3 protein-coding genes and 5 tRNA genes are annotated in these 3,687 nt (G+C 38.3%); all 8 read right to left on the bottom strand.

The window, feature by feature from the left end; genetic code table 11:
* Nucleotides 1-249: 249 nt before the first annotated feature.
* Nucleotides 250-1,263 (bottom strand): PstS family phosphate ABC transporter substrate-binding protein, encoded by a 1,014-nt coding sequence (locus GXZ93_05880; GenBank protein ID HHT79302.1) that lies wholly within the window; start codon nucleotides 1,261-1,263, stop codon nucleotides 250-252.
* A gap of 408 nt (nucleotides 1,264-1,671) precedes the next feature.
* Nucleotides 1,672-1,747 (bottom strand) — tRNA-Phe (locus tag GXZ93_05875).
* A 45-nt stretch (nucleotides 1,748-1,792) separates the two neighbouring features.
* A tRNA-Asp gene (locus tag GXZ93_05870) sits at nucleotides 1,793-1,869 on the bottom strand.
* A gap of 22 nt (nucleotides 1,870-1,891) precedes the next feature.
* Nucleotides 1,892-1,967, bottom strand: a tRNA-Val gene (locus GXZ93_05865).
* Between the two features lie 6 nt (nucleotides 1,968-1,973).
* Nucleotides 1,974-2,049: transfer RNA gene (locus GXZ93_05860), tRNA-Glu, on the bottom strand.
* 3 nt (nucleotides 2,050-2,052) lie between these two features.
* Nucleotides 2,053-2,128: transfer RNA gene (locus tag GXZ93_05855), tRNA-Lys, on the bottom strand.
* A gap of 193 nt (nucleotides 2,129-2,321) precedes the next feature.
* Complete coding sequence (locus GXZ93_05850; protein HHT79301.1) at nucleotides 2,322-2,609, bottom strand: YtxH domain-containing protein; 288 nt, start codon at nucleotides 2,607-2,609, stop codon at nucleotides 2,322-2,324.
* Between the two features lie 50 nt (nucleotides 2,610-2,659).
* The coding region (locus GXZ93_05845) for a glycosyl transferase family 2 (protein ID HHT79300.1) at nucleotides 2,660-3,687 on the bottom strand (1,028 nt) is incomplete at its 5' end.

The following is a 3,687-nucleotide window of genomic DNA, read 5'->3' as shown; positions in this document are numbered from 1 at the left end:
ATCCTTAAACAAGCTATATATTCTATATATTAGCTGTCTGAAATTATAATTTATAAATCAAATCCAGTAAAGAAAAGTTCAGAATATGTTATCAGACAGAACAAAAAACGAAAATATATTTAAAGTCCTATAGATATTCATTAATTTAATTAATTATTTTAATTAATAACAGGAGGCTTGTTATTGATTCTAAGTCTCCTGTTATTAACATAAAGGAAAGTATTTATGGGTGTTTGAAAAAATTTAATTTTATTTAACGCCTACAAATCCTGCTTCCTGTCCCAGTGCCTGTCCTTCTGCGCTTAAAACAAATTCCATAAAGGCATTTGCTATTTCACTCATAGTCAGAGAATTGCCATAAATATAAAGATCTCTGGCTATCGGATAGGATTTGTCTGCAACTGTTTCAACTGACGGCAGAATCGCTGAACCATCATCTTTTACAGCAACCAGATTAACATTTCCCTGGGCAGCTTCAAGATAACCTATTCCTATATAACCGATTGTATTTTCATTTCCTGCCACCTGACTTACAACATCGCTGTTTGACTGGAGTCTTAAACACATATCTGAATAATCATTATCTTTTTCGGTCTTGTTTTTCTGAACTACTCTTTCAAGAAAATATTCACCTGTACCGGAATTTGTGTCTCTTGCAGCTGCAACTATGCCCGCATCAGGACCGCCTACTTTGCTCCAGTTTGTTATTTTACCGGTGAAAATATCTGACAGCTGATCTATTGAAAGTTCTTTTACATTAATATTGCTGCTCGTAATAACACATATTCCGTCAAACAGGACTACATATTCTTTTATGTCCAGTCCGCTTGTTTCTGCTGCGGTAAATTCATCTTCTTTCATTTTCCTGGAAGCATTTGCAAGATCAGTTGTTCCATTTAACAGTGATGCAATTCCTTCACCTGAACCGCCGCCGTTAACAGTTATTTTACCTCCGTTTGTCTTCATAAAAGCTTCTGCCCACATCTGCGCAACTTCAAGCAGAGTTGTGGATCCTGTCATTGTGAGAGTCTGGTCAGCAAATTTCATGTCTGGCTGCTCACTACTGGTTGGTGATTCATCCTTCTTCTGTGCCTGTGATGATTCAGTACCGGTTGTTTCATTCTGCTTCTGTGCCTGTGATGATTCAGTACCGGTTGTTTCACTGGCTGAAGACGCAGAGCATCCCGCTAAAAGACTCAGCCCGGTGATGATAGCTAAAGAAATGACAATTAAAGAAATGATATTTTTCTTTATCTGACGCACTAATTTCCTCCTGTTTATTAATAAGTAAATTTTAATATGAATCGGTATACTATGAACCGTTTCATTTGTACATTTTAATACATCAGTCAATTAAATGTCAATACTTTTTTTATTATAATGATGTTATTCAATAATATCGGCACTCTTATCTTATCCGGGAGAAACATCGTTGTAAATTTTTTATCTTTCTATGAATTTTTAAATCAATCTTGAAGAAGTTCCTTGCGCAACTTATTTATGGTTAGAAATTGATTAAGTTGCAATGTAGCATTCTTTATTTAAAATAGCCCCCGGTATCACTGATTATATAGTCCTCCGGTATCCCTGAAACTGTCTGTTTGGAATTATTTCGGAGTGTTAAGGTTTTTAAATGAAATACGGCTTTGATTAAATGAAGTGGTGGCAAAGTGGTGGCGAGACGCAGAATCGAACTGCGGACACGTGGATTTTCAGTCCACTGCTCTACCAACTGAGCTATCTCGCCCTGAAAAAGTGGCTTATTCATAAACGATAAACGGCAACCAGGAAGTGGCGGAGCTGACGGGATTCGAACCCGCGATCTCGTGCGTGACAGGCACGTATCCTAAACCACTAGACGACAGCTCCTTAAAAGCCGCTAAAAAAATAATGGTGGGCGATGTAGGGATCGAACCTACGACCCTCTGCTTGTAAGGCAGACGCTCTCCCAGCTGAGCTAATCGCCCGAAAATTGGTACCCTCGAGGGAATTCGAATCCCTGTTGCAGCCGTGAAAGGGCTGTGTCCTAAACCACTAGACGACGAGGGCAAATGGTGAGCCGTGAAGGATTCGGACCTTCGACACCCGGATTAAAAGTCCGGTGCTCTACCAACTGAGCTAACGGCCCACTTAAACCTGTCATTTTAAAAATATCAAAACAGCATAAAAAGTGCAAATCAATGCCTGCAACCTGAGCCAACCTGAAAATTAAAAAATTGGCAAGCAAAGATAATACTATAGTAGTAAAAACATGTCAATAAAAAACATCACTTATAATACAATAAATTACATCGTTTATTTTTTAAAAAATCACAGCCTGCTTATTCTTCCTGTGAGTCGCTTAATATTCTTGATGAAAAGCGCTCTACTTTTTCCTTGCTCTTGTCAATAAGCTCGCTCCCCATGACTTTTACTTCTTCAAGTCCGAACTTGCCTCTTTCAACCACTTCGTTCAGCCAGTATTTTATTGTTTCCCGAAACTTTCTTCCAGTCTGGGGCGCAAAAAGAAAACCTATAAAAACTCCGAAGAACAGGGTAAAAAGCATCAGAAAAAGAATGCCTGCGATAAGTTTTCCTGAAGAATGGGTGTCTTTGCTTTTTCCGGACATACCGTTCCTTCCTGTTTAAAATTTAATTTAATATTTTTCAGAAAATACTGTTATCTTTTCAGGGATTTTAAATCCAGGCTTATTCTGATTTTTTTATTTTTATAAAAATCCCATCTGTCAAGCAAATACCATTTTACCCTTTCAAATACACCGGCATTTCCTTCAATTATAGCATCTGCTATTTCGTCGCTGAAAAGCTCTGCTTCTTTTATGAAAGTTGCTGTCCTCAGATAATAAAAGGGAAGCATTGCTTTTAATAATATTTCTCTCTCACCGGGACTTACAAAATTGTAGGCACAGGCAAATTCATATACTATTTTTGTCCAAAGCTCTACAGACAATGTGACATTTTCGGGTGAATTGGCACTGAGAGTATTTCTAAATTCCCTGTGAGTGGTATCTTCAAAAATAATTTTCCAGATATTCTTATAAGCTTCCTGACCTTCATAAAATTTCTGCATCAGTTCATTATAGTTTGCCTTAAAACGCTCAGCTTCCACAAACTTGAAATCCCCCATGATAAAACCCTGGATACTGCCGATCACATCCCGCCACCTGTATTCATAATTTCTCATCAGATCAAAAATAGTACCTGCAACCTGCATAAAAATAGATTCAATTTCCCTGTGTGGATTTTTTTCATGAAGCTTGGTTCCCAGTACAGACTGGCATACCCTGAATCCCTCGTTAAGCGCTGTTGTTGTCATCCATATATCAACTCCGTATTTGCCTATATGGGAATATTTTTCCCAGTATTTTTCCCTTGTAAACACCTGCAGCACTCCGTTCGAAAAAGAAAAATCTCCGCCTATCGGCTGCCTTATCCTTAAGCCGTAAAGAGCTCTTGTAAGCGGATAGGCAAGGGTATTATTTATGGTCGCATCATGCTCATTTCTTATATAGTAGGGAGCGACAAAACCATATCCTGATTTCAAAACAGGGTTAACCATATTATAAATCCATTCCGGTGTTACGCTCAGTGTGTCCGCTTCAAATATCACACATACTTTGGCGTCGAGCATTCTTGCTCCTTCAAGTATCTCCCTTATTGCAGAACCCTTTCCCTTTACTCCGGAGT

This window comes from Actinomycetota bacterium (assembly GCA_012837825.1).
Taxonomy (GTDB): domain Bacteria; phylum Actinomycetota; class Humimicrobiia; order Humimicrobiales; family Humimicrobiaceae; genus Humimicrobium.
This window is presented reverse-complemented; position numbering and strand designations above follow the sequence as displayed.